Below are 24161 nucleotides of genomic sequence, written 5' to 3'. Positions count from 1 at the left end.
TTGTATGGCGCACAATTAACTTTTCAGGGGATCTGGAAAACAGGAATCCCTAAGAGGCAGCCTACGGGGTTATCGGAACCGCTGTTTTCACAGATACGTATTCTTATACTCCTCCCGGACATGATCGGGAACCAGGCTGCCGCCCGTCGCCCATGCGATGTGGACGGCCCCGGCCATTTTATCCTGAAGGCCCTGTTCCTTTATATAGTCACGCGTCTCATGATAGACATTCAGATGGGCCGGACCTGTGAAGGCCGCACAGGCACTGGGCTCCAGGAAAATCTGTTCCGTTCTGATCAGGTCCCTCATATATTCATAGAGATTCCCGTCCCGGATCGTGAAAATGCCGCTCAGCATTGGTTCCATCACCTTTCCCACAAAACCGGAAGGCCGCCCTACCGCCAGTCCGTCCGCATGGGTCAGCCCGGTCAGGCCTATGTCCTGTACAGATATGGCGCTATGGAGTTTTGTCGCCATTCCGGCAAGCATACAGGGAGCCTGCGTCGGTTCCACAAAGAAACAGTGCACCGCATCCTGAAACACCTGTTTCAGGCCAAAGCTCACGCCGCCCGGCGCTCCACCCACTCCGCATGGAAGGTAGACGAACAGAGGATGGGCCGGATCCACGGTAATTCCCAGTTCCTCCAGCTGTGAGACAAGGCGTTTTGCCGCTACGGCATATCCGAGGAACAGATTTCTGGAATTCTCGTCGTCCACAAAATAACTATTTGGATTCTGGTCTGACAATTTCCTGCCGTTGACGACCGCCTCACTGTAATCCGACTCATATTCGATAACGGTTACGCCGCGGCTTCTCAGCAGATCTTTTTTCCACTGTTTCGCATCTGCGGACATATGTACAACTGCATTGTATCCGATGGCGGCGCTCATAATCCCGATGCTCATTCCCAGATTTCCAGTGGAGCCCACCTGTATCGTATAGTGACTGAAAAACCGGCGGTTTTCTTCGGATGCAAGCCGGGAATAGGATTCCTCCGGGTTAATGAGGCCGTGCTCTAAAGCCAGTTCCTCCGTGTGCTTGAGCACCTCATAAATGCCGCCCCTCGCTTTGATGGATCCGGCAATTGCCAGATGGCTGTCCTCTTTTAAAAGCAACCTGCCCTCCAGACCGGCATGATATGTATCGTTCAGCAGCTTCTGCATATTGGGGATCGGCTTCAGCACGGACTCAATCAGGCCTCCCCGCTCCTTCGTTTCCGGAAAACACTGCATGATGAACGGAGCAAACCGTTTCATCCTCTTCTCCGCGTCGTCGATATCCTCCATGGTAAGCTCCTGCCCTTTTGATCCGGTATTGAAATCCGTTTTATCCGGATTGATCCATACCAGTTCCTTTTCCAACGCCACGTCCCGAAGCACCGGTGTTTCCGTGAGCGCCCGGGTTATTTCAACCGTTTTTTCCATAATAACCATTCCTTCCTTTATTTTTTCATCGTCCAGACGGCTCCGCCGTTAATCAGGACGCCCGGGAACATGGAGATAATTAAGGAGAAGAAAAAGCTGTCCTTCTTTCTCTTCTCCGTTCACCCCCCGACCGGCTGCATCAGTTCCAGAATTATCCCATCGGGGTCTTTAAAATAAAGCGCCCTGCTTTTTCCAAATCCATATCCGGTAAAGTCAAAATCCTGCGGCCCGGACAGGCATTCAACCCCCTGTGCCTTCAGTGACTCATAGACTTGATCGATGTCTGCCACCCTGAAGCAGACCTCCGATATGGACACCCTGTGCAGATCGCAGCCCGATTCCTCCGCCCCTTCTCCAAGAAATTGGATCAGTTCTATCGGCGGAGAAATGATGTTTTCGCTGCCGTTTAAATAAGCCACCCGGACTCTCACACTTTTTCCGGCAAACAGGCGGTCCGTTTTCTCCCCTTCCATCAACAGTTCTCCCTGAAAAGCAAGTCCCAGGACATTTTTGTAAAAATTAATGGAACGGTCCATATCACTTACGGTAAGGCCGATATGAAGCACTTCCTGAAGCATTTTTTCTCCTCCTTTTCCACTCTTTCTATTGTCTCAAATCAAGCATTAATTAACGGGTAATGCAGGCAACCTGTGTAATTCCTCCCTAAAAGGGAAAAAGAACCTCCCAAGAGCAGCCGCTCTCGGGAGATTCGCTCCGTATCTTTTCAATTTTATTCTGTTTCTCCCATGATGTCAATACGTAACGCCGTTACCGGATACGGAGCGGCATCATCATATCCCTTATATTTCCGGGCCTCTGAAAATGTCAGGTTGAATCTGTCCCTCTCTTCGTATATAATGAAACACATAAGTAAGGAGGGAACATGCAATGGACTTAATCAACCAATTTGTAGAAAATTATAAGAAAAAAATGACTTTTTACGATATGGCGGGCCGCCTTGCCGCCACTCAGCTGGAGGAGGCTATGCAGGCCGCCGGTATCCGTGCCATTGTCACCTCCCGTGCCAAAAATCCGGTCCGTTTAAAAAGCAAGGTTTTACATCGCAATGCAGCACGTACCGCCCCTTACAAAAATATGAAGGAAATCTATGAGGATATTGCGGATTTATCAGGAGTCCGGGTTTCCCTCTACTTCCCGGGCGACCGTGATAAAGTCCACGCCCTGATTGCCGATCTTTTTACGATCCAGGAAATCCGGCAGTTCCCCGATCAGTCCAAACCGCCGACCTACAATAAACGGTTCTCCGGCTATTGGGCAAATCATTACCGCGCAAATATGAAGGAAGAAAATCTGACCCCTCAGCAGAAAAAATACGCTGCCGCCAAGCTTGAAATCCAGGTCGCTTCCGTCTTGATGCACGCCTGGTCCGAGGTGGAACACGATCTCCTTTACAAACCGCTGCAGGGAACGCTGTCCGATGAAGAGCTTGCCATTATTGATGAACTGAACGGTCTTCTTCTCGTCGGGGAAATTGCCCTGGAACGTCTCCAGAGCGCCGGGAATGAACGAATCCGCAACAAGAACGCCGCCTTCGGCAGCCAATATGATCTGGCCTCCTACCTCTATAACTACTTGAGCAATAACTTCCGGCCGGAGGACATTGAACTCCGAATGGGGAATATCGAGCTGCTGTACCGGCTTCTCAGCCGTTTAAAAATGGTCAGTGTCAAAGAGATAGAACCCGTCTTAAAATCCGTCAAGTTTGAAAAAGACAAACGGAATATTTCCCAGCAGATTATTGATCAGATTATCACGGGAAGTGAACGGCGCTATCAGACTTATCAGGAACTCAGGCTCAGGCAGGACGGGACGGATCCGGAGCTGGATCAGGCCATCAACTATTTCTTTGAACAATGGGTCCCTCTGGAGAAATATCTCAACCGCGCCACCTACCCCAATTCCCCCAGGACGAGAGGCGCTTTTAACATCAACCGCTTAAAACGGATGGAGCTGCTTGATCAGGAGACCTTAAACCAGATTGTCCTGCTGAGGAAATTAAGAAATGTTTTGATTCACGATATTGAAATTCCTGATCGGGAGTCGATTATGAAACAGGGGCAAGAAGCCCATGATCTTCTTTTGCGACTTACTAAAACGCCGGAAGAAAATGCGGTTCCTGTTCATAAGTAGGATTCTTCACATCGTGAGACGTGCAGCTGTCGGCGGCATGACGCTTTTTGACCGGCTGTGACGGCAGCAGAAAGTGAGATACCAAGTGAAATTCAGGAGTGAAATTCCAATGGCAAGATAAGCTTGACATATTGCCTCTGAAAAGTTATGATAGACCGTACGGGAATGAAGTTCTCCCTCAGTGTGTTACATACTGGAACCGCTCATTAAGCTGATGACTTCTGCGTAGACTACGTGGAAACCATCGGCTTTTTTTATATCATAGGAAAGTGCTCCTATGATATAAAAAGCCCTCCGGGCAGGATGCGCACTCGCGCGAAGATGTAATATGCCGCTAAGCGGCCGCGCTCGGCGCGAGAGTCCGGGCAGGACGCACATTGGCGCCGGGCTTGGAGGAGTTCTGAAAACGTCCGTATACGTTTTCCGCCATAAAATTCAGGAGGATTGTTATGTTACTCAGTATCGCTTTAATGATGATTGTAGGGATGTTTACGGGCTGGCTTTGTAAAAAAATGCATTTGCCCGCCCTGATGGGAATGATTTTTACAGGGATTATCCTAGGACCATATGCGTTTAATCTGATAGACGGTTCCATTCTCGGCATTTCTTCAGAACTTCGGAGAATTGCACTGATTATTATCCTGACGAGGGCCGGGTTATCCCTCGACATCAATGATTTAAAGAAAGTCGGCCGCCCCGCCGTTCTGATGTGTTTTGTTCCGGCCTGCTTTGAGATTCTGGGCATGATTATTCTGGCTCCGCGTCTTCTGGGCATAAGTATCCTGGATGCAGCAATTATGGGGGCCGTGGTCGGGGCTGTTTCCCCGGCCGTCATTGTCCCTAAAATGCTGAAGCTGATTGAGGAGGAACGCGGGACTAAAAAAGGGATCCCTCAGCTTATTCTGGCAGGAGCCTCGGTGGATGATGTCTTTGTCATTGTCATGTTTTCCGCCTTCACCGGTCTTGCCCAGGGCGGCAGTATTTCCCCGGCCGCATTTATAAAGATCCCGGTCTCGATTCTGATTGGAATGGCTTCCGGGCTTCTGATCGGATATGTGCTGTCCAGATACTTTAAACGGTTTCATATGAGGGACACGGTGAAAGTCATTATTCTTCTGAGCCTCTCCTTTATCCTCGTATCGCTGGAGGACCGCTTTTCGGACCTGATTCCGTTCTCTGCCCTGATTGCGGTTATGTGCGTCGGAATTGCGCTGAAAGAAAAACGGGAGGTTGTGGCCGCCAGGCTTTCAATGAAATTTAACAAGCTGTGGGTATGCGCGGAAGTCCTGCTCTTTGTGCTGGTGGGGGCCACCGTTGATTTAAAATATGCCGCGGCCGCCGGTCCCGCGGCAGTTCTTCTGATCGCCGGAGTCCTGGTCTTCCGGATGGCAGGCGTTTTATTCTGCCTGATTAAAACGAAGTTAAATGGAAAAGAGCGCGTTTTCTGCATGATCGCATACATGCCGAAAGCGACCGTACAGGCCGCAATCGGAGGACTGCCGCTTGCAATGGGACTGTCCTGCGGAAACATTGTGCTGACGGTGGCGGTGCTTGCCATCTTGATCACTGCACCGCTTGGAGCTTTTTTAATCGATTTAACCTACAGGAGACTGCTGGTTTAAACTTACCGTGAGAGTCAAACCGAGGTTATAGCCGATGACAAACCGGCAGTTCCTGCCGGTTCTGCGCATCAGGCCGCCTCTGACGGCGATAACTATTTTTTTCCAAGTCTGGCAATTCTGATACGGCTTGTTGAGACATCTGGTCAACTATCCGCATTTTCGTTCTCACCGGGCGGGAAAGAGTAGCAGTAAGTCCTGGTCAGAATTCCTATCTCTTCCAGGGCGTTGACTGTCCGGTAGACGGTTGCCATCCCCAGTTTGGGATCTCTTTTTTTCGCCTCATAATAGACATCTTTGCAACTGGTCCAGTTTCCTTCCAGGAGCACATCTAAGAGCATTTCCCGCTGTCCCGTTATTCTCTTTCCCCTTTTCTGGAATTCTTCAATTACCTGTTCTTTCTGCCACATAGCGTTCCTCCTTATTCCTATACCATAACAACCCGGAATCGCAGCCCAGGCTAACCAAATATCATTAAGGGATTCTCCTTTTCTTTGTTCTTTCCGCCATGATAATTTTATGTATACTTACCGAGTTATACGAAGCTAACTTTCGCTTTTAGGTTAGCACCGTATAACTTAGATGTCAATAATTTTTTTCATTTTGTACGATAGCTGTACAATTGGGCGTTGAATGCACTTTTATTCAAATAAAGAAAAAGGCGGCACAACCTGTCTTTCACGCCGCCTACTACTTATTTACTTTCCATGCTCCGCTTTTCCCGGCTGCAATTATTTTTTATAAACAGCGCTGTTCCAGAATTTCCGTGAGAGCCGTTCCGCTGCTGGTGTGGCAGCGTACAATATCCGTCCTCTCGCTGTCCACTTCACCCAGCGCGCATTTAATCATCTTGTGGGAGACTGTGTTTGTAAAGAGTACCAGGATGTCCGGACATCCTATCTTCTTATCGAGATCCGCCGGCATCTGCGTAAACACCTTGGCTTTACATTTATAATTTTTACAAATCTTCTTGTACTGTCCTACCATACGATCATGTCCGCCTACAATAACTACACTCATAATTCACTCTCCTGTCCTGATAAGTTATATTGTATTTTGTGAGTTAGTTTTAACTAACCAAATTATACACAAACACACTTTGACTTGTCTATAGTTTTAGAAGAGAATTATTATCATTAAACCTACCGTTCTCCATGCCTGCATTTTCTGCGGCATTCTATCAGTGAAATTCTGCTTTGCATACCATATCCCAGCCAATCGCGGCATAACAGACGGGATAAGCGTCCGTCACTGCTTCTGCCGGGACCCGGAGCAAAGACGGACGCTTTTTACTTTTATTATATATAATATCCGGTTTTACCGTCCGTTTTCTGCCCAGCATCTGCACTGTTCAATGCGTTTACCGTCATCCCCCTGCTGCTCATCATAGGCAAACTGCTTCAGCAGGCCACAGGGAAATTCATCACACAGTCCGCAGTGTTCCAGTTCTTTCTCTTCACAACAGACTTTTATGGGACAGCTTTCTCCCCAGAACGGTTTGTCAATCTGTACACAGCCTTGGCACCCCATCTGTTCTTTATATTCACATTCTCCGCATAAAATACCACATCTCGACTCAGCCATCACTGTTTTCCTCCACTTTTTGTCTTTTTATGGCTTATTATATCAGAGGAAACATGACAACAGTCTGTCATGTCGCAAAGATTACGCCTTTTCCCAATAAAGACGGTTCTGGACGAAAACTCTTGAAATACAAGTTGATTATATTACACTTGTATAATATACTAAAAGTATAATATAGACAGGAGGTATTCGTATGTCATTAAAACATGGACTGCTGGGTCTGCTAAGCTACGGCAGCATGACGGGATACGAGCTTGACAAAACATTTAAGGATTCCCTTTTCCTGTTCTGGAAGGCACAGACAAGCCAGATTTACCGTGAACTGAACGGAATGGAGCAGTCCGGCTGGCTCACATCGGAAATCGTTTACCAGACCGATAAACCGAACAAAAAGCTCTATTCCCTCACCGAATCGGGAAGGAAAGAACTGCATGACTGGCTTTCTGAGAACAATCTGGACAACGAATTCCAGACGCGCAGCACCTTTTTAATGAAACTCTTTTTCTCGGGTGAAAAAAACGCCGGCGATAATATAAAAATGCTGAAGGAATATAAAGTGAGATGCCTGGAGGAGCTGGATGCCCTGAAGACAGTGGGCGGCAGTATCGAACATTATTCACAGTTCACTTCACAAAACCGGGAACCCGTTTACTGGGGGCTTACCGCCCGCTTTGGGGAGCTGCATATCAAAGCCTGCCTTGAATTTGCGGAAGAAGCCATCAAAACTCTGGAGAAATTACAATGAATATACTCGTATTAAACGGCAGCCCGAAAGGCGGAAAAAGCAACACCTACCGCATAACCTCTGCCTTCCTGGACGGACTTAATGCCCGGGAGAACGGGCAGACGGCGGATAACGGATCAATTAGGGACAGCGAACCTGTTGAGAGCGGCGGACATAAGATCGAAACGGTGGATATCGGCAGTTTAGAAATCGGCCGCTGTCTCGGCTGTTATGCCTGCTGGACCAAAACGCCCGGCCGGTGTGTCCTCGAAGACGATATGGCCGGACTGCTCGCTCAGTATGTGAACGCCGAGCTGGTCATATGGAGCTTCCCGCTCTACTTCTTCGGTATGCCTTCGCAAATCAAGGCCTTTATGGACCGGCTGCTGCCTCTTTTTTTCCCTGTGATTGAAGTGGAAAGCGATGGTACGAACCGCCATCCCTCCCGGTATGATTTGTCGCACCAGCGCCATCTTTTAATCTCTACATGCGGTTTTTACTCGGCAAAAGGCAATTACGACGGCTTGATACGTCAGTTTGAGATACTGTTCGGAGACAGGCTTACAAAAATTCTCTGTCCGGAGGGGGAACTGTTCCGTGTCCCGGAGCTGTCTGTGCGCATCGATGAGTACCTGTCCCATGTCAAAAAAGCGGGAAGGGAATATTCGTCATACGGAGTTTTTACGCAGGAAACGCAGAATAAACTGGAAGAGCTTCTGTATCCGCCCCATATTTTTGTGGAAATGGCAAATGCAGACTGGGAAATGAAGATGGCAGATGGCGGGAACTTCAAAAAAGACGATGCACCGTGAAAACAGAAGATTTCTCCCCTTATACCACAAGGATTGAAACATCCTTTGAAACATGGCTGAAGATTTCGAGGGGAGAAATCGACGGGGCCGAAGCGCTGATGAACCATCTCTACAAGGTTCTGGGCGATTTCAGCGTCATGACCAGAATGGATGAGCTCTTCGGCTCCGGAAAACCGCCAAAGTCCGGCGGCAGGCCGCAGAAAAGCTCCAATATGATACTCCTTCTGCTCCCCTACCTGGCAATGTGGATTTTAACGCCCTTTGATCCCGTTTCAGGAGGAGCGGCTGGAATCCTGGCGGGCAGCCTTGTGATGCTCCTGCATTTTCACTGGCTCCCCACTCCCAATGAACGAATCGGCGCTTTTACCGCCACAGCGATCGGGCTTTTGATGGTGACAGGCGGCGGGGCGCCGTGGCAGGCCGCTCTTCCCTCCCTGGCAATCGGAATCATTCCGGAAGCCGGGCCGGAAACGTCCCCTACAGTCCCGCATAAAATGCTTTCGTCATTGTAATAAAATCCTCTGCCTGGGGCGTCAGGAATGCGTTCTTTTTATAGAGAATCAGTAACGGCACGCAAAACGGCGGATCGTCCACGGTAAAGAGCGCCAGACGGTCCAGGTGGGGCACATGGCGGATGCCGCCCTCCGGCAGAAAGGTGATGCCGAATCCTTCGCTGACCAGATTGACCGCCGTTGTGCTGCTGGTCGTATAAAGAATATCGGCATTCTGCATATTCATTCTCACAAACAGGTTTTCCATCGCCTGTCCCATTACCTGCTCATTCGGCAGGAGGATAAAGCGTTCCCCCCGCAGCTCCTGCATATCGATATATGTGGGATGGGAATGGGAAGTCTTTTTATCCCGCACCGCCGGATGGGCCTTATTAGCCACCAGAAACATCTTCTCATAAAAACAGCCTGATAGACAAAGCCGCCCATCTTATTCGGGATATTCATTAAAGCAAAATCCAGCTTGTCTTCCTCCAAAAGCCCCGACAGTATATTCGAATGGTTCTCGTGCAGAACAATCCTCACCTCTGGATGTGAAGCGGCAAAGGCCGGAAGAATATCCGGGAGCAGTACGGAACCGCGCCACGGCGTCATCCCCACGTTCAGGGTCTGCCTGCTGCCCGTCCTCAACCCCTCTACCTGCGATTCAAACTTGCCGGTTAGCGTCCCCACGCTTTCCAGATAACTGAGATAGAGCCTCCCCGCCTCCGTCAGGACAAGGGGGGTGTGGCTCCGGTCAAACAGCTTGATCTGAAGCTCCTGTTCCAGCCTCCCGATGCACTGGCTCAGATATGGCTGTGACAAATACAGCTTTTCCGCCGCCCTGGAAATACTTCCCTCCCTGGCGACCGTTAAAAAATATTCCGGATTTTTCGTGTACATTTTCTTTCCTCCCAGACTGAAAAAGATTGGTTTTAAAACGTTTTTCCGCATCATGGCACTGTTTCAGGCATAAGATCTACCGTTTCTCGTATTGCAAATTACTTATATCTTTATGACAGAACCGGGAATAGGCATCATGATTCAATCGTGTTATATTATTTTCAACATAAACAACACTTTTGATTCCTCATCCCCCATAATAATATTGCAATACCTGATTTGTCAAGAAATCAGGACGGGGAATTAAAAGGTTACTGTTCACCCCCACAACACATGGTATGAAAGGAGAATTCCTATGAAAAGAGACAATTCCGTTACATCAGCTCCGGCTTCCCGGTCCCAGAAAGACTTAAACCTTCTTTCCGAGGCGGAGTGCAAACTCCTTCTCTCAAGAATTGCAGGACAGCTCGGCATCAGCGATGCCAGAAATCTGCCTTATACGTCAGCTCTTACCAGCCGCAGATAAGTACGGTTCTTAAGATATAACATGGACATGATGAATGGTTTACGGCGGCTGCCGTGGATTCCTTCAGACGATTTATGACCGGGAGGAAACCGCTCTTTCAAGGAGCAGTTTCCTCCCGGTTTTCATGTTTTTACAACATTTTCCGCCCCGGCCGGAAGGGAGTGAATATGCCGCAGAAAAACACTTGACTTTCAGGATTTCATTTAGTATACTATCCACTGTTCACTCGGAGGGTGAGTCATTCGTTTGGAAATGATGAGCTGGATAAGGTGGCAGGCTGAGAAGCCTGTTATCCTGTCCGGCTTTTTTTGAGTGGCAATGAAAAGTCCGCGAAGCGTGCTTTTCGTTGTTGATTCACAGGAAATTACGTTCTTAGTTCAGTAAAAGGAGGACAACACGACATGAATCTGTTACAGGGAAATGTAAAAAACATCTACTTTAAGTATCTGAGCGCCGCATTCGGCAGCGCCCTGATAAGCTCTATCTACGGCCTTGTGGATATGGCCATGGTCGGCCAGTACCAGGGCCCCGGCGGCACCGCGGCGCTGGCCGTGGTTGCGCCGGTCTGGAACATCATCTACAGCCTTGGGCTGCTGACGGGAATCGGCGGTTCCGTACTCTTCAGCGCCGCCAGGGGCAGCGGGGACAGGGGAAAAGAAAACCAGTATTTCACAACGTCCCTGATCTCCACATTACTGCTTGGACTGGCCTGCTGGTTTGCCATCGTACTTTTCGACACACAGATGCTGCTTCTGTTCGGGGCGGAGGAAACGCTTCTCCCACTGGCCAAACAGTATCTTCTGCCGGTTAAATTTATTGTTCCGGTCTTTCTGTTTAACCAGATGCTGGCGGCATTTCTGCGAAACGACAACAATCCCGGCCTGGCTACGGCTGCGGTGCTGTCGGGAGGAATCTTCAATGTGTTCGGGGATTACTTCTTTGTTTTTATACTGGACATGGGAATTATGGGAGCCGGCCTGGCTACGGCCGCCGGGGCGTTTATAACATTTGCTGTTATGCTCACCCATTTCTTTTCATAAAGAAACACGCTTAAAATAGACAAACCGGTTCAGTTTATGGTAAAATTCAGGCAAATCATCGTGACTGGTTTTTCCACCTTTTTCATCGATATTGCCATGGGTATCCTGACCATGCTGTTTAACCGCCAGATTATGAAATATCTGGGAGCCGATTCCCTGTCCGTCTACGGTGTCATTGTCAACATCAGCACAATTGTACAGTGCTGCGCATACAGTGTAGGGCAGGCGTCACAGCCGATTTTCTCCATCAACTTCGGCGCAGGGAAGTGGAACCGCATTAAAGACACGCTGAAATACGCGCTCTATTCCGTATGTTTTTTCAGCGTCATCTGGACTCTCCTGATATTTGCCTTCCCCAACGGGTTTATCCGGATTTTCATGGCTCCGACCGATGAGATTTACCGCATTGCGCCGTTTATTATGAGAAGCTACGGAATTTCCTTCCTGCTGCTTCCGCTGAATATTTTTTCCACCTATTATTTCCAGTCATTGATGAAACCGGGAGCCTCTTTCTTCGTATCGGTCTCCAGGGGACTTATTATAAGTGGAATCTTGATTTACACACTGCCGCTGATGGCGGGAGCCAATTCTCTTTGGTTTGCCATGCCGATCACGGAAGCTGTCGTGGCTGTGGCCGTCGTCGCCCTTATCGGCAGCTACACGAAAAAACTATCAGGGAGGATTGACAATGAATAGAATTATAACGGTTGGACGTGAATTTGGAAGCGGCGGACGTGAACTGGGACGCCGCCTTGCCGGGGAACTCGGGATTGCCTATTACGACAAAGAGATTGTTGCGGAAATTGCAAAACGGACGGCCCTGTCGGAGACGTACATCAGCCAGGTTGTGGAACAGCGCCCGGCCACCATGTTTCCCATCACCATCGGCCGGAGCTTCTACCCCAGGGAAAATATTATCCTGGAGCAGAACTGCACCATCTTCCAGGAACAGAGCCGTATTATCAGGGAAATGGCCGACAAATCGGCCTGCGTCATCGTAGGCCGCTGCGCCGATTACATCCTGCAGGAACAAAATCCCATCCGTATTTTCGTATATGCGGGAATGGAAAGCAAGATGAAACGCTGCCGTGAAAAAGCTGAGCCGCAGGAATCCCTCTCCGACAAAGAGCTGAAACAGCATATACAGAGGGTGGATAAAAACCGCTCCCGGTATTACGGCTTTTACACCAGCCAGGTGTGGGGCGATAAAGCAAACTATGACTTCTGTTTCAATACAACGGACATGGTGATTAAAGACAGGATTCCCGCAATAGCAAACCTTTTAAAATGACGGGGTGAATGGAGCGGTATTTATGATAAACCGATAATCTCATCCACCGGCAGGGATAGAATCATTCCTCTGGCCGGAGTCTGACATCCGCACTTTTCACTGATTTCTTTCATTACTTCCTTCTTGATACATTTGGGAACAACAATGCTTATTACCTCCTGTTCCTCCTGGATGGAGACTTCCATGAATTTGACGGGCTCCTCCAGTCCCTGTCTTCTGCTTTTCAGGATCGTGCCGCCGGTGGCCCCGGCGCCCCTGGCCGCCTCCATCACCTCCCCGCTGTATCCCTGGTTGCAGGACGCAAAAATCATAACATATGAAATGTCTTCCTTCATCTCTTCTTTCATAGCCTCCTCCTTCCTGTCCATATCCCCGCATACGGCCTCTGCCTGATCCTCCTCCAATTGTTTGAGCAGATAGTTCTGAAGGCCGTTTACAGGAATTGTGAACGCAATGCCTCTTCCTCTTTCCCTGATCTTTAATCTTTCTTCCAGCGCTTCAAATACGCCGTGCACACTGCCTTTCAGTACCAGCCCTGCCGTTATGATACGGCCGGATTCACTGAGTCCGCAGATTTCCAAAAACTCCGAACTTGCCGTGCCTTTTCCCCGGAACTGGTATCTGACCTTCACCTGAAAGTCGTCCAGTATCTTTACTACCTTCTTTTCAACGGGTTTATCGGTGATAATCACAAGCATTCTCAATAACAAACTGTCGCTGTGCCCTTCCATTTTCTATTCCTCCTCCAGATCGATGAACTCATAATCTGTCTCTTCAGAGACAGCCGTAACCGGCAGCCGTTTTGCTTTGTATGCGTATACCAGGCCGGTGGCCTGAATTGCAATAATCGGAGCCAGGGCAACAAGCGCCACCACGCCGAATGCATCCGTCGTGATATTGCCTTCAACGCCCACACATGCGCCGATCGCCATCGGAAGCAGGAACGTGGATGTCATTGGGCCGCTGGCAACGCCGCCGGAGTCAAAGGCAATCCCCACAAAGATAGGTTCAACTCTTTTCGCCATAAAAAGGGCAAGTATGTATCCCGGAATCAGGATCCAGTATATGTTGACGCCGGTCAGAATCCGGACCATGGCCAGGGCCACCGCAGCCGAAACGCCGATTGAAAGGCAGCGGTTCATCGAGTTTCTGGATACCGTACCGTTTGTGATGTCTTCGACCTGGTTATTCAGGACCTGTACCGCCGGTTCCGCCTTTACAATATAGAATCCGACCAGCGCTCCGACGGGAACGAGCATCCACTTAAACGGACTTCCGGCCAGTTCCGCTCCCAGCAGGGTCCCAACCGGCGCAAACCCGGTATTGACGCCCGTAAGAAACAGGGTCGTTCCAATTAACGTATACAGAAGTCCCACCAGCAGACGCAAAATCTGTTTTATTCTGTACTGTTTCGTACATAACTGGAAGATGATAAAGACAAGAAGTATGGGGAAAATAATAACCGATACCTCCTTCAGCTGCGCAGGCAGGGCAATAATGAACTGATGAACCACATCCTGCATTGTAAAAAGCTCTACAATTTCAGCCATATCATATGATGCATCCCCGGGATGGAAAAAGAGGCTGAGAAGCAATACCATGAGAATCGGCCCGATACTGCACAGGGCCACAAGGCCGAAGCTGTCGCTGTCACTGTTTTTGTCGCACCTGGCAGACGAAAAACCGATGCCGAGAGCCATAATGAAGGGAACCGTCATAGGCCCCGTGGTCACTCCGCCCGAATCAAAGGCGATTGCCGTAAAATCCGCCGGCACCAAAAACGAGACAAGGAACAGCAAAGGGTATAAAACAATCAAAATTTTCAAAAGGCTGATATTCATTAAGATTCTGAGAACCGCGGCAATGGTAAAAATACCGACGCCGAACGCAACGGTCCAGACAAGAACTGCGTTAGGGATAGATGGAACCTGATTGGACAAAACCTGAAGATCCGGCTCCGCCACCGTGATAATGACTCCTACAACAAAACATACCACAATTGTTATTACTAAATTCTTTGTTTTCACCAGGTGCTGTCCAACGCCTTCCCCAAGAGGCATCATGGTGATTTCCGCTCCAAGCTGGAAGAAACCCATGCCTACTATCAGAAAAAATGCTCCTGTTAAAAACAGGGCAACCGTCCCCACGTCAATCGGCAGTAAAAATATGCTCAGCAGCAATACCACTGTCGTGATTGGAAGAACCGTTGTCAATGATTCCTGTATCTTTTCTTTTAATTTCTTATTCAAATAACCTCCATTTCCTGAATGAATACCTCATGAATAGATATCCGGTTAACGGTTACAGGCGCGCGCTTGTTATTGAGCGCTAACTTATAATAATTGTATCATATTTTATGTCACCTGTCCATTTAGATACCAGATCCAGGTGTTAAGCCCGCGTTAAAATTATTGCAGCCCGGAGTGTATTTGAATCTTGGTTTCCGTCTGGTGTGCATTGCGCTTCGTGGGAAATTTGGGGCGTGCCGATGGCAGGAATGAGCTTTCAGACACACTCTAACAGTTCCAGTTAATCTTAACCGGATTTTTCTCATCCGGAACGGCCGCTTTTTGCAGTGATTCCAGTATCTTCTTTAATTCCGTCTCTGCCAGCTCCTCATAGAGCTTCTGCTTTTCATTCAGCCCCCCACTGCTGTAGGCATAAGCCGCGGCACCGTAAAATGTGAATCCCAGCGCCCCCGTTGGTGAATGGAGCACCGTGCATGCCGTTGAGACGGCGCGGGCCGCTGCCTGGGCCGCCGGTTCTTCCTCCGCGTCTCTTGCGGCCTGGACGGCCTCTTTCAGAGCCGGTTTCACCTCTTTAAGGCTTTTTGTCCCGTCCAGATACTCTTTTGCCGCCCTGACCGCGATTCTAAGCCTATGAACAGTAACCATTGCTCTAACTGATATAAAGTATTTTGACATCACCCATGATTCGTTTTACCTCCGACCGCAGGAAGTCTTCGGCCTCTTTTCTGGAATCTTCACGGTAACAGTATCTGCCTCTGCCCCTTCCCGTCATCCGTTCGCCGTCATATAAGTCGGGCGCGGCGGGAAACGCTTCACTGTTGATTGCCCGGTGCACATAGGAATAGGTCATCAGAATAATTTCAAGAAACATCTGCTTCTTCATCTTCGCGGTCAGCCCCTCTTCCAGCTCTTCGAGAAGGCCCGTATACATTTCTTTCCATCCCTCCGTCAAAATTACCGGTGCAATTAAGAGCCCGCAGGGATATCCCGCCTCACACATCTTATTGACCGCGCTGATTCTCTGCGCCAGTCCCGAGGTGCCAAGTTCAATCCGCCTGATAAGTTCCTGTGGATTCACACTCATACGGAAGATAATCTTCCCCCTGTGTTCCAGAGGCAGAAGCGGATCCACCATATCAAATTTGGATGGGAATGTGAGTTTTCCCGTCCCCTCCTCAGCAAATCTGGGTATTGTATAGAGCAGGTTTCCAGTTATGACGTTTTCCAGTACCAGGTCGCTGTTGCTGCCGATTTCAAATACAGCGGGGCTGCTCTCCCGTCCCTTTTTAATCAGGCGGTCCAGCATCTGCTCGCGGTTCACAAACAGGCGGAGATAGGCGCATTTATTATAATTGCAAACCAGATAGCAGTACAGGCACATAGCCGTGCAGCCCGACGACGTGTAGGGTACCAGGTAATCCGACACCTTATGGTTTTCGATGTATTTGTGGGTTTTTCGGATTCCGACTATCAGGTTTCTCTTCATTTTCCCAAACTCCGAGTTGGGCTTTTCCTGCATTTCTTTGATGGAATTATGGCTGGCAATAGGCAGCCAGGGCAAATCACCATACTTTTCCTTAAGTTCCTTCCCCAAAACATAATTCAGGCTGTCCGGTTCATAGTATACCGCATCAAATTTCATAATTCTTCCCTTTCCGGCCGCTGGCACATCACGGATCTTGTTTTCCGATAGTATGTGCCGTTTCGGGAAAATCATGAAAGAGGCCGTCTGCCATTCAAACCATATTTTTGTTTTCTTTAAACAGGTTGCATGGATTAAGATAAAAAAGAAACTGCATCATCGCTTCCGAACCTTTTTTCTTTCTGTCGCGATCCTTCATCTGATAATAATACGCTTCCGCCATAGCCGCAATCTCCGTGGAACGGTAGTTCGAGGCGGTTTTTACCGAATTTCTGCAAAGCGCCAGGTAATGTTCCCGTCCGGAGAGGGCCTGTCCTGCGGCTTCGGCCCACTGCTCCGCATTTTCCTGGGTCATGTATCCGTTGCAGCCGTTTTCTACAATATCTGATACGCCGCTGGCCCTGACCGCAATCACCGGCGTTCCCGCCGCCATGGCCTCCAGAAGGACAATTCCCTGCGTCTCCGATTTGGAGGCGAAAAGGAACAGATCGCTGGCAAACTGGTAGTCTTTAATTCTCCGGTTTTCTACCTTTCCTGTAAAAATAATATTCTCACCAATTCCCAGACGGCCGGCCAGCCCCTGCAGATGTCCGCGCTCGCTTCCCTCCCCGATCACCATGATGCGGAAACAGTCTCCCATCCGCCGTTTTAGGGCCGCCGCTCCCTCCAGCAGAAAATCCAGGTTTTTCTCCTTTTCAAGCCTGGCTATTGTGCTGAACAGATATTTTTTATCTCCTTTATACTGTCTCCTGATTGCTTTGGCAGACCCAGAATCCTCCTGAAAGGAACTGTCCTCCAGACCCGTTGGCAGAATCCCGATTCCGGTGTCCGTGCCATAGTTTTCCAGGCAGTCCCGCATCATTTTTGTGGGTGCAAATATCATGTCACAGGAGTTGGCAAAGGCTTTTATGTACTGACGTACCAGAGCCTCCCTGCCGAATTTTGGCGTTCCTCCCTGACGGTGTGCCGGGCCGAACGCTTGAAACGGCTTAAAATAGTGCAGATACTCCTCATATCTGGTGTGGTACGTATATGCCACCGGAATGCCATATTTTTTACCAAGGTAGAGGGCGGCATGTCCGGACAGCAGTGGATGATGTACATGGATTACATCGAACCTGAGTCTGGCGAACTCCTTCTCTATCCTGCCGTCGAAACAGTTTCCCACCACAATCCCGGTTTCATCCTTTTTATACAGCGTTTTGTACCGGATTACATACGTTTCTTCCCCGCAGTTTCCATAGTCGGGAGCAAAAACATATACCTCGTGTCCGGCATTTCTCAGCCCCTCAGACAATCTCTCAATCGATATTGGCACTCCTGCGATGAATGGCTTATAATTATTAGTAAACATTGCAATTCTCATCAATTCATCCTCCTGCGTCTATTTCTCATTTCCCCGCCCGCTATGTAAACAGGTTTAAGGCCGAATCCCCCATCCAGTATCCCGCGCCTACCAGCACGAAATTCCAGATGAAAATCCCGCCTGCGGAGCTGATGCTGTATGAGAGAAAATCCATTTTAATCATTCCAGCCGGAATTGATATCACCGTGCGTATCATAGGAATCAGTTTGCTGATAAACACCCCCGCAGCTCCTTTTTGCCGAAGCAGTTCAAGATTCTTTTGAATAAGAGGTTCCTGCTTTGGGAAGCGATTCACATACCATGGCAAAAAGAACGCACCGCCGATTCTTCCCAAAAAATATAAGATCCAGCTGCCCAATAACCCGGCGCTGACCGTAATCACCATGGCTGCCAGAAAACTGATATTCCCCTTAGCCGCCCAGATGCCCGCCAGCGGCATAATCACCCCGGCCGGGAACCCTGGAAGGTTCAGGTACTCAAGCAGTACGATCAGGAAAATAAATATGGCTCCATATTGTAGAAAAAAACGTGTTAATGTCTGAATGTCCATTTTGACTCCTCCTTTTAAAATAGGATATCGGAGAAAACAAAAGTGCGTGTGCAGAAAAAACCAAAGAAAAATGAAAGAGATGATAAAAAACAATAAACTTGGGGGTTGCTTTACTTGCGTTCCGGCCAGTTGGTCTTTACTGAAAGCGGGCTGCTTCTTTTTCTTAAATTACCTCCCCTCTGGATTTAGTTGACAGCTGTTCCTCTTTGTGATTAGATTAAAACAAAGCAAGAGGTATAAGAAGCAATGGGAGGCAAAAGATGGAACGGATCTTAATTGTGGAAGATGAAGTGAAAATCAGGGAAGAATTGAGCACAGCGCTGAAAAAGAAAGGATATTCCTGCAGTGTAATTGAGGATTTTGAGCATGTGGTGCAGCAGATAGCAATCGAGGCACCGGATTTAGTGCTGCTTGATTTGAATCTGCCGGTGCAGGATGGATTCGCTATCTGCCAGGAGGTGCGAAAGACCCAGGATGTTCCCATTATTGTGGTAACCAGTTCCGACAGCGATTTGGACGAACTGATGAGCCTGAATCTGGGGGCGGATGATTTTATCACCAAACCTTATAATATGCATATTCTGCTGGCCCACATTTCGACCGTTCTAAACCGCGCCTATGGAAAAAGGAAATGTCTGGTATTAAATCACAGGGGGTTGTCTCTCGATATTTTAAAAGGAAAAGCTTCTTATCAGGGAAAAGAAGTTGATCTCACAAAAAATGAATTGGGAATTTTAAAAACGTTGATGGAAAATGCGGGCGTTATTATTTCCAGAAATGATTTAATCTGCCAGCTGTGGGAAATGGAAGAATTTGTGGAGGACAGTACTCTGACCGTTAATATTAACCGTCTTCGCAAGAAGCTGACGGAATTGGGACTGGAAGATTATCTGATTACAAAACGGGGACTGGGGTATCTGGTATGAAAATTACAGAATATATCCAGGATCAATGGATTGCCATCTGGATTTCCGTGTTAACATTTTTTTTTACAGGACTGTTTCTTTTTATCATGGGAACACAGCTCCCGGTTATCATTGCAGTGGAAAGTCTGTTTTTTTTAGGGTTCTTTTTGTGTGGAGCCTGGGATTGTTTCCGGAAAAAAGGATATTATGACCAGGTGGAACGAATATTAGATCAGCTGGAAGAAAAAAATTACCTGTCGGAACTTCTCACCGTTCCCAGTTTTTATGATGGTAAACTTTTATATGAGATTTTAGTAAAGGATGAAAAGTATTTAAATGACATCATTGCGAGGCAGCAACAGGAAATGATAGATTATAAGGATTATATCCAGACATGGAGCCATGAGATCAAGACACCGATTGCAGTGGAACGGCTGATAATGGAAAATCATAAAAGCCCTGTAATGTCCAGTCTGGAGGAGGAAGTAGGAAAAATAGAGGCCTATGTGGAACAAATGCTTTATTACAGCAAAAGCGGCAGCTTGGAAGCCGATTATCTGGTTCAGCCGGTCAATGTGAAACGGCTGATTATGGGCGCAATTACTAAAAACAGAAAGATGATGATAGAGTCTTCGGTGTTTCCAAAATTCGGGGATCTGGAGTATGAAATTCTGACCGATCCCAAATGGATGGAATTCATCTTTGGCCAGCTCATCACAAATTCGGTGAAATACCGGGATTTAGAGAAAAAATCCTGGATCTCTTTTGATGCACGGGAGGAGGAGGGCGGGATGCTTGCGATAACCGTATCAGACAATGGAATCGGAATTCCAAGCCAGGATGTCCCCCGCGTATTCCGGAAGGGCTTCACCGGTGAAAATGGACATACCCACCAGAAATCAACTGGAATGGGACTTTACCTGTGCAAAAATCTATGTGACAAAATGGATATCCGTCTGGAACTCAATTCGGAATGGGGAAATGGAACTTCGTTTACCTTTCATATGAAAAGAAGCAGATAATTGCAAATGGCTGTCAAGGATACTGGGAATCGATGAGGTATCCTCGGCGGCTATTTTTTCGCTTTACTGTTAATAAGGAAGACATGATGTAAAAAAGGAAGAGCGGTTTATCAACGGCAACATTACAAAAATGTAATTTTAATGTTAGGGAAAAAAATGGCACACTATTTTCGTCTGTGATAGACTGAGGGCATCAATGAAAAGTGAGGAAAAGGAGCGCAGAAAATGAATCCAATCTTGACAGTCAATAATCTGGAAAAATTTTATAAAAATAAAGGAAGTCTGACAAGGGCAGTCAATCATATCAGTTTTGAGGTGGAAAAGGGGGAATATATTGGAATCATGGGAGCTTCCGGAAGCGGAAAGACGACGCTTCTAAACTGTATTTCCACCATCGATCACGCTACGGCCGGACGGATTTGTATCAATGGAATTGAAGTGACAAAAATGAAGGAAAAAAGTCTGTCCAAATTCCGGAGGGAAGAATTGGGATTTATTTTTCAAAACTTCAATCTGTTGGATACCCTGACCGGGCGGGACAACATTGCCCTGGCTCTGGCGATCTGCAAAACACCGCCGTTCCAGATTGAGGAGAAAGTGAATCATATTTCCAAAGAATTGGGAATTGAAGAAATCATAGGGAAATACCCCTATGAAATGTCAGGAGGACAAAAGCAGCGGGTGGCCTGCGCCAGGGCGGTTGTCACGGAACCGTCTTTAATCCTGGCGGATGAACCTACCGGAGCCCTGGATTCCCGTTCCGCAGGAATGCTGCTGGAATGCCTGCAGCTTCTGAATGAAGAAAAAGGGGCTACCATCCTCATGGTAACCCACGATGCATTCACAGCCAGCCATTGTAAAAGGATTCTGTTCTTAAAGGATGGTAAAATATTTAATGAACTGATCCGTGGGAATGCTTCGAGAAAAGATTTTTTCGATCAGATTATGCAGGTGGTTTCTTTGCTGGGAGGTGACAAAGGCCATGTTATCTAAGAAAAAAACATCACAGAAATTACTGAGGCAGCTTGCATCTAAAAATGTTAAAAAAAGTGCGGAAGATTATCTGGTCTACTTTTTTACACTTACATTTGCCGTCTGTCTTTTCTATACTTTTAATTCCATTGAGGCGCAGTTTAGGGCGCTCAATCTTCCCGACACCTATAATTTCCTGGAAGCAGCGAAAAGCGTGATGGCAGGATGTTCCGCTATCGTATGCCTGATTATCGGATTCCTGGTAGTCTATTCCAACAGCTTTTTAATGAAACGCAGAAAACGTGAATTTGCCATTTATGGAATTCTGGGTATGGAACAGAAAGATATCAGCCGCCTGCTTGCCAGGGAAACGATCCGGATCGGCGGGATTTCCCTGCTGTGCGGCCTGCCCCTTGGTGTTGCGGTCTCCCAGATTCTGGCCATGGTAACGGCCAGGATGGCCAATGGCAATGTAGGAAATTACACTTTTGTATTTTCGGCGGAAGCAATGGCCGCCGCGGTTATTTTCTTTGTTTTAACTTTTGCCGTGGTACACATATTCCGGCTTTGGGAACTGCGGAAAATGAAGCTGATCGATCTGCTTTTGGCAGAGCAGAAAAATGAGGGAATGCCGGAAAAAGGAAACGCGTGGGGCATTCTGTTTATTTTTGCACTCCTTTTAACAGGCGCCGGGTATTGGGTGATTTATACCTGGAGAAATGTTGATTTTTTAAAGACGGCGGCTGTTTTCAGTGCTCTGGTTGCGGCCGGCACACTGCTGTTTTTTCTGTCCGCCGCACCGGTTCTATTAAAGGTTTTGAAGAAAAAAAAGGGATTTTATTACCGAAATCTCAACCTGTTTGTGGTAAACCAGTTGGGAAGCAGCATGAAAAAAGAAGGATTTTCACTTGCGGCGGTCTGCATTTTAATGTATTTTTCCGTGTCCGTAATGGGGATTGGAACAGGGATGGGACAGAGTTTTATTTCTGAAAAAAGTAAAATGGTGCCCTACGACCTGAGTGTCATTTATTATTATGACGGCATTGGAACAAATGAGGAGATGATAAAGAACGGGTCAATAAAAGAAGCACTGGAGAAACAGAATGCAGAAACAGCCGATTATCTGGGGAAAACAGGGGAATTGACGTTTTATGAAGATGATAACTTTACATCCAGGCAGTTGTTTGGCCAATTTGAGACGAAATCCAGGCTGCAGATACCATTGACCGGAGAGATGCCGATCGATATGGTAGGGGTGGATGACTATAATGAAATCAGAGCGCTGCAGGGGAAACCTCCGGTTGTGCTGGGGGAAACGGAATATGCCTTGACATACAGTGAGCCATCGGTGGAAGAGATGCTAAAAAACTATATGGAACAGGGAGGACCGCTTACTGTTTCAGGAACGGAACTTTCCCTGAAAAAAGACGGTTTATACCGGCAGACACTCTATAACCGCAATGCCTATCTGGATTTCGGAACGCTGATTGTACCTCAGAAAATCGCGGAAAAACACCGGCCGTTCATGAGAGTGATGGACGCTGTTCTACTCGGTGAAAAGGAGGGCTGCTATGACGCCATGCATCGGGATGAGATGCTGCTCAGTGGATTTTTATTCCAGGGCAGGGAGGATCTGTTTATCGATTTTCTCTCCGGTCAATTGATGGTCTCTTATTTGGGAATCTATTTGGGGATTACATTTCTAATTACGGCTGGGGCTGTCTTAGCGCTTCAGCAGCTGACTCAGGCCACCGATAATGAGAAGCGTTTCGCTCTTCTTTATAAATTGGGAGCTGGGTCCGGCACCATGAGAAAGGCTTTGAAAGCACAGCTGGGATTTTACTTTGGACTGCCTTTTTTAGTGGCAGCGTTCCATTCCGGTGTCACCATGTACGGCGTCTATCAGGGAATCCCCTACCTGTCCGCATGGGACATTTCCCGGAATGTGTTATTTGCGTCCGGTCTGGCAGTAGCTATGTACAGTATTTATTTCATCACCACATATGCAGGGTGCAAAAGAATTTTGAAATTATGATTTGATATGGGGACATGAGAATGAATGTAACAAAAGGCTGCTGAAATATTACAAAAATGTCACGAAACTGTAATGAGGATCGATGGCAGTTGAGAATGTTCTGCAGTAGACTAATATTATCAACAGAGAAACAAAAAAGAAAGAACTAAACAAAAAAAACAAGATGAGAAGAAGGAGACAAAAGATGAAAAAGAAAGTATGGTTTGGAATAATCGCAGCAGCAATGGTAATGGCATGTGCCGGATGTTCAAAAAAAGCAGATTCGGAAACCGTTCCAAAAGATTTATTTGCCAATCTGGCAACGGTGGATTTTGAAGGAAATGAGGTCACTGCGGATATTTTTAAAGAAAATGATTTGACGCTGATCAATACCTGGGCAACCTGGTGCGGTCCATGCGTCGGGGAGATCCCGGAGCTTCAGGAGGTATCGGACGAACTGGAGAAAGAGGGTACAAAAGTGGCAATAAAGGGATTGGTGATAGAAGTGATGGAAGGTAATACAAACGAGCTTGGGATTTACGCAGGCCTTTCCGAGAAAGAACGCAAGAACGTGCAGGAGGTATTAGATGCCACTAAGGCTACATACCAGCAGCTGCTGGTTTCCGAAGAGCTGGCGGCTTCCCCCCTTGGAAAACAGGCGGGTTTTCCAACCACGTATTTTGTTGACAAAAACGGAGAGCTGGTGGGAGCTCCAATAACCGGCTCTGAAGACAAGGCAGGATGGAAGAAAATTATTGAAAAGCGTCTGGAGGAAGTAAAGAATGAAAAATAAACTGTTCCAAAACAGATGGGGAATCACCATGCTGGCGGCCGGCCTGATTTTTATGGCCGCCGGCGTATACCGCCAGGAAGTCGGCACTGTCCTGACAAAAGCAGCAGCAATTTGCCTGGAATGCATCGGAATCGGATAAAGGGGG

The 24161-nt window shown here is 47.7% G+C and carries 24 protein-coding genes, 2 pseudogenes and 1 riboswitch; of the genes and pseudogenes, 14 read left to right on the top strand and 12 right to left on the bottom strand.

What is annotated here, in order from left to right:
• Positions 1 to 87: 87 nt before the first annotated feature.
• Both V3C10_07710 and V3C10_07705 read right to left on the bottom strand, forming a co-directional pair.
• The gene (locus tag V3C10_07710) at positions 88 to 1425 is read right to left on the bottom strand and encodes a D-serine ammonia-lyase (GenBank protein WVP63678.1); all 1338 of its coding nucleotides are present in this window, start codon (positions 1423 to 1425) and stop codon (positions 88 to 90) included.
• Positions 1426 to 1544: 119 nt separating this feature from the next.
• The gene (locus tag V3C10_07705; protein WVP63677.1) at positions 1545 to 2003 is read right to left on the bottom strand and encodes a VOC family protein; all 459 of its coding nucleotides are present in this window, start codon (positions 2001 to 2003) and stop codon (positions 1545 to 1547) included.
• Between the two features lie 310 nt (positions 2004 to 2313).
• Between V3C10_07705 and V3C10_07700 the strand changes: the two genes are divergently transcribed.
• Positions 2314 to 3576 carry a RelA/SpoT domain-containing protein gene (locus V3C10_07700; GenBank protein WVP63676.1) on the top strand — a complete coding sequence of 421 codons (1263 nt, stop codon included), beginning with the start codon at positions 2314 to 2316 and terminating at the stop codon, positions 3574 to 3576.
• Between the two features lie 152 nt (positions 3577 to 3728).
• Positions 3729 to 3807: riboswitch (Fluoride riboswitch) on the top strand.
• Positions 3808 to 4025: 218 nt separating this feature from the next.
• Complete coding sequence (locus V3C10_07695; GenBank protein WVP63675.1) at positions 4026 to 5198, top strand: cation:proton antiporter; 1173 nt, start codon at positions 4026 to 4028, stop codon at positions 5196 to 5198.
• A 143-nt stretch (positions 5199 to 5341) separates the two neighbouring features.
• Here V3C10_07695 and V3C10_07690 read toward each other — a convergent pair whose 3' ends face one another.
• The 3 genes from V3C10_07690 to V3C10_07680 all read right to left on the bottom strand — a co-directional run bounded on the left by V3C10_07690 (position 5342) and on the right by V3C10_07680 (position 6779).
• Positions 5342 to 5605: a transcriptional repressor gene (locus tag V3C10_07690; protein ID WVP63674.1), complete on the bottom strand. Its 264-nt coding sequence runs from the start codon at positions 5603 to 5605 to the stop codon at positions 5342 to 5344.
• 328 nt (positions 5606 to 5933) lie between these two features.
• Positions 5934 to 6215, bottom strand: coding sequence for a DUF2325 domain-containing protein (locus V3C10_07685; GenBank protein ID WVP63673.1), 282 nt, complete (start codon positions 6213 to 6215; stop codon positions 5934 to 5936).
• Positions 6216 to 6512: 297 nt separating this feature from the next.
• Entirely contained in the window at positions 6513 to 6779 is a 267-nt protein-coding gene (locus V3C10_07680) for a DUF3795 domain-containing protein (protein ID WVP63672.1), read from the bottom strand.
• A gap of 193 nt (positions 6780 to 6972) precedes the next feature.
• Here V3C10_07680 and V3C10_07675 point away from each other — a divergent pair, with 193 nt between their 5' ends.
• The 3 genes from V3C10_07675 to V3C10_07665 are packed head-to-tail and all read left to right on the top strand — an operon-like array spanning position 6973 to position 8827.
• Entirely contained in the window at positions 6973 to 7524 is a 552-nt protein-coding gene (locus V3C10_07675; protein WVP63671.1) for a PadR family transcriptional regulator, read from the top strand.
• Complete coding sequence (locus V3C10_07670; protein WVP63670.1) at positions 7521 to 8315, top strand: flavodoxin family protein; 795 nt, start codon at positions 7521 to 7523, stop codon at positions 8313 to 8315. The genes V3C10_07675 and V3C10_07670 overlap by 4 nt, the downstream gene beginning before the upstream one ends.
• Positions 8312 to 8827: a hypothetical protein gene (locus tag V3C10_07665; GenBank protein ID WVP63669.1), complete on the top strand. Its 516-nt coding sequence runs from the start codon at positions 8312 to 8314 to the stop codon at positions 8825 to 8827. The genes V3C10_07670 and V3C10_07665 overlap by 4 nt, the downstream gene beginning before the upstream one ends.
• Here the strand turns inward: V3C10_07665 and V3C10_07660 are convergent.
• Positions 8793 to 9706: pseudogene (locus V3C10_07660) on the bottom strand (LysR family transcriptional regulator). The gene V3C10_07665 and the pseudogene V3C10_07660 sit on opposite strands and share 35 nt — an antisense overlap.
• Positions 9707 to 10001: 295 nt before the next feature.
• Here V3C10_07660 and V3C10_07655 point away from each other — a divergent pair.
• The 3 genes and pseudogenes from V3C10_07655 to V3C10_07645 all read left to right on the top strand — a co-directional run bounded on the left by V3C10_07655 (position 10002) and on the right by V3C10_07645 (position 12503).
• Entirely contained in the window at positions 10002 to 10172 is a 171-nt protein-coding gene (locus tag V3C10_07655) for a hypothetical protein (GenBank protein ID WVP63668.1), read from the top strand.
• Between the two features lie 401 nt (positions 10173 to 10573).
• Positions 10574 to 11908, top strand: a pseudogene (locus V3C10_07650) (MATE family efflux transporter).
• On the top strand, positions 11901 to 12503 hold the full coding sequence (locus tag V3C10_07645) for a cytidylate kinase-like family protein (protein WVP63667.1): 603 nt from the start codon (positions 11901 to 11903) through the stop codon (positions 12501 to 12503). Before V3C10_07650 ends, V3C10_07645 begins: the two are co-directional and overlap by 8 nt.
• Before the next feature lie 20 nt (positions 12504 to 12523).
• On the opposite strand, the gene V3C10_07640 is transcribed toward V3C10_07645, so the two are convergent.
• From V3C10_07640 to V3C10_07615, 6 genes are all read right to left on the bottom strand, one after another.
• A complete protein-coding gene (locus V3C10_07640; protein ID WVP63666.1) occupies positions 12524 to 13234 on the bottom strand; it encodes a hypothetical protein in 711 nt (236 codons plus the stop codon).
• Positions 13235 to 13237: 3 nt separating this feature from the next.
• A complete protein-coding gene (locus V3C10_07635; GenBank protein ID WVP63665.1) occupies positions 13238 to 14752 on the bottom strand; it encodes a DUF1538 domain-containing protein in 1515 nt (504 codons plus the stop codon).
• A 267-nt stretch (positions 14753 to 15019) separates the two neighbouring features.
• Positions 15020 to 15397: a hypothetical protein gene (locus V3C10_07630; GenBank protein WVP63664.1), complete on the bottom strand. Its 378-nt coding sequence runs from the start codon at positions 15395 to 15397 to the stop codon at positions 15020 to 15022.
• A gap of 4 nt (positions 15398 to 15401) precedes the next feature.
• Complete coding sequence (locus V3C10_07625) at positions 15402 to 16394, bottom strand: spore photoproduct lyase (GenBank protein ID WVP63663.1); 993 nt, start codon at positions 16392 to 16394, stop codon at positions 15402 to 15404.
• Positions 16395 to 16488: 94 nt separating this feature from the next.
• On the bottom strand, positions 16489 to 17760 hold the full coding sequence (locus V3C10_07620; protein WVP63662.1) for a glycosyltransferase: 1272 nt from the start codon (positions 17758 to 17760) through the stop codon (positions 16489 to 16491).
• 40 nt (positions 17761 to 17800) lie between these two features.
• Positions 17801 to 18310 carry a DedA family protein gene (locus tag V3C10_07615; GenBank protein ID WVP63661.1) on the bottom strand — a complete coding sequence of 170 codons (510 nt, stop codon included), beginning with the start codon at positions 18308 to 18310 and terminating at the stop codon, positions 17801 to 17803.
• 260 nt (positions 18311 to 18570) lie between these two features.
• Here V3C10_07615 and V3C10_07610 point away from each other — a divergent pair, with 260 nt between their 5' ends.
• The 6 genes from V3C10_07610 to V3C10_07585 all read left to right on the top strand — a co-directional run bounded on the left by V3C10_07610 (position 18571) and on the right by V3C10_07585 (position 24155).
• Entirely contained in the window at positions 18571 to 19236 is a 666-nt protein-coding gene (locus tag V3C10_07610) for a response regulator transcription factor (protein ID WVP63660.1), read from the top strand.
• Positions 19233 to 20237, top strand: a complete 1005-nt coding sequence (locus V3C10_07605; GenBank protein WVP63659.1) for a sensor histidine kinase — start codon at positions 19233 to 19235, stop codon at positions 20235 to 20237. Before V3C10_07610 ends, V3C10_07605 begins: the two co-directional genes overlap by 4 nt.
• A 225-nt stretch (positions 20238 to 20462) precedes the next feature.
• Positions 20463 to 21230 (top strand): ABC transporter ATP-binding protein, encoded by a 768-nt coding sequence (locus V3C10_07600; protein WVP63658.1) that lies wholly within the window; start codon positions 20463 to 20465, stop codon positions 21228 to 21230.
• Complete coding sequence (locus tag V3C10_07595) at positions 21220 to 23244, top strand: ABC transporter permease (GenBank protein ID WVP63657.1); 2025 nt, start codon at positions 21220 to 21222, stop codon at positions 23242 to 23244. The genes V3C10_07600 and V3C10_07595 overlap by 11 nt, the downstream gene beginning before the upstream one ends.
• 184 nt (positions 23245 to 23428) lie before the next feature.
• Entirely contained in the window at positions 23429 to 24016 is a 588-nt protein-coding gene (locus tag V3C10_07590; GenBank protein ID WVP63656.1) for a TlpA disulfide reductase family protein, read from the top strand.
• On the top strand, positions 24006 to 24155 hold the full coding sequence (locus tag V3C10_07585; GenBank protein ID WVP63655.1) for a CD1871A family CXXC motif-containing protein: 150 nt from the start codon (positions 24006 to 24008) through the stop codon (positions 24153 to 24155). Before V3C10_07590 ends, V3C10_07585 begins: the two co-directional genes overlap by 11 nt.
• Positions 24156 to 24161 lie beyond the last annotated feature (6 nt).

It is taken from the genome of [Clostridium] symbiosum (genome assembly GCA_036419695.1).
GTDB lineage: Bacteria > Bacillota > Clostridia > Lachnospirales > Lachnospiraceae > Otoolea > Otoolea symbiosa_A.
The sequence above is the reverse complement of the archived record's forward strand: the minus strand, read 5'-3'. Positions and strand labels throughout refer to the sequence as shown.

Excerpts from the sequence above, each read along its gene's own strand:
- V3C10_07655 (WVP63668.1), top strand. The coding sequence starts at position 10,002 with ATGAAAAGAGACAATTCCGTTACATCAGCTCCGGCTTCCCGGTCCCAG.
- V3C10_07640 (WVP63666.1), bottom strand. The coding sequence starts at position 13,234 with ATGGAAGGGCACAGCGACAGTTTGTTATTGAGAATGCTTGTGATTATC.
- V3C10_07690 (WVP63674.1), bottom strand. The coding sequence starts at position 5,605 with ATGTGGCAGAAAGAACAGGTAATTGAAGAATTCCAGAAAAGGGGAAAG.
- V3C10_07625 (WVP63663.1), bottom strand. The coding sequence starts at position 16,394 with ATGAAATTTGATGCGGTATACTATGAACCGGACAGCCTGAATTATGTT.
- V3C10_07605 (WVP63659.1), top strand. The coding sequence starts at position 19,233 with ATGAAAATTACAGAATATATCCAGGATCAATGGATTGCCATCTGGATT.
- V3C10_07630 (WVP63664.1), bottom strand. The coding sequence starts at position 15,397 with ATGGTTACTGTTCATAGGCTTAGAATCGCGGTCAGGGCGGCAAAAGAG.
- V3C10_07620 (WVP63662.1), bottom strand. The coding sequence starts at position 17,760 with ATGAGAATTGCAATGTTTACTAATAATTATAAGCCATTCATCGCAGGA.
- V3C10_07670 (WVP63670.1), top strand. The coding sequence starts at position 7,521 with ATGAATATACTCGTATTAAACGGCAGCCCGAAAGGCGGAAAAAGCAAC.
- V3C10_07595 (WVP63657.1), top strand. The coding sequence starts at position 21,220 with ATGTTATCTAAGAAAAAAACATCACAGAAATTACTGAGGCAGCTTGCA.
- V3C10_07645 (WVP63667.1), top strand. The coding sequence starts at position 11,901 with ATGAATAGAATTATAACGGTTGGACGTGAATTTGGAAGCGGCGGACGT.
- V3C10_07590 (WVP63656.1), top strand. The coding sequence starts at position 23,429 with ATGAAAAAGAAAGTATGGTTTGGAATAATCGCAGCAGCAATGGTAATG.
- V3C10_07680 (WVP63672.1), bottom strand. The coding sequence starts at position 6,779 with ATGGCTGAGTCGAGATGTGGTATTTTATGCGGAGAATGTGAATATAAA.
- V3C10_07705 (WVP63677.1), bottom strand. The coding sequence starts at position 2,003 with ATGCTTCAGGAAGTGCTTCATATCGGCCTTACCGTAAGTGATATGGAC.
- V3C10_07600 (WVP63658.1), top strand. The coding sequence starts at position 20,463 with ATGAATCCAATCTTGACAGTCAATAATCTGGAAAAATTTTATAAAAAT.
- V3C10_07685 (WVP63673.1), bottom strand. The coding sequence starts at position 6,215 with ATGAGTGTAGTTATTGTAGGCGGACATGATCGTATGGTAGGACAGTAC.
- V3C10_07585 (WVP63655.1), top strand. The coding sequence starts at position 24,006 with ATGAAAAATAAACTGTTCCAAAACAGATGGGGAATCACCATGCTGGCG.
- V3C10_07610 (WVP63660.1), top strand. The coding sequence starts at position 18,571 with ATGGAACGGATCTTAATTGTGGAAGATGAAGTGAAAATCAGGGAAGAA.
- V3C10_07695 (WVP63675.1), top strand. The coding sequence starts at position 4,026 with ATGTTACTCAGTATCGCTTTAATGATGATTGTAGGGATGTTTACGGGC.
- V3C10_07615 (WVP63661.1), bottom strand. The coding sequence starts at position 18,310 with ATGGACATTCAGACATTAACACGTTTTTTTCTACAATATGGAGCCATA.
- V3C10_07710 (WVP63678.1), bottom strand. The coding sequence starts at position 1,425 with ATGGAAAAAACGGTTGAAATAACCCGGGCGCTCACGGAAACACCGGTG.
- V3C10_07700 (WVP63676.1), top strand. The coding sequence starts at position 2,314 with ATGGACTTAATCAACCAATTTGTAGAAAATTATAAGAAAAAAATGACT.
- V3C10_07675 (WVP63671.1), top strand. The coding sequence starts at position 6,973 with ATGTCATTAAAACATGGACTGCTGGGTCTGCTAAGCTACGGCAGCATG.